1 protein-coding gene is annotated in these 527 nt (G+C 42.3%); it reads right to left on the minus strand.

Annotated features, from left to right (window positions below):
- On the minus strand, positions 1–527 hold a 527-nt coding region (locus tag F9B91_RS11205), incomplete at both ends, for a pneumococcal-type histidine triad protein (RefSeq protein ID WP_150923309.1).

Here is a 527-nt window from a genome sequence, read left to right on the forward strand (position 1 = left end):
GCAGCTAATTCACTGGCAGACAAATCACTCTTCGGAATATAGTGGAAGTGATTCCCATGAGGAACGATATAGGCATCACCCGTGTCTTCTATGATATCAGATGCATTAAAGATATACCCATCATCCGTTGTATAGCGTCCTTGGGCTCTGGCTGCAACAACTGCCTGATCGTTAGAGCCACCCCCGTGATTACTACTGTGTTCCTGCTTCTGACGTTTAATCTCTTCTTTTGTCCGAATATTGTCCGCATGAGCCGCATCCTTAAGGTAAACATAGTATTTCCCGTCTACTTTAATCACATAGCCACCCTTGATTTCATTGACAATGTCTGAATCCTTCAACTGATAATTCGGATCTTTCATCAGCAGTTCTTCACTGATGATAGCGTCATAAGGAACCTTGCCATTATAGTAATGATAATGATCTCCATGAGAGGTCACATAACCTTGATCCGTAATCTTGATAACAATTTGTTCGGCGTTGATTCCCTCTCTCTTACTAACTTCATCTGGTGTCAAGTTCTCTGC

The organism is Streptococcus mitis (assembly GCF_008763935.1).
In the GTDB taxonomy this organism is placed as follows: domain Bacteria; phylum Bacillota; class Bacilli; order Lactobacillales; family Streptococcaceae; genus Streptococcus; species Streptococcus mitis_DB.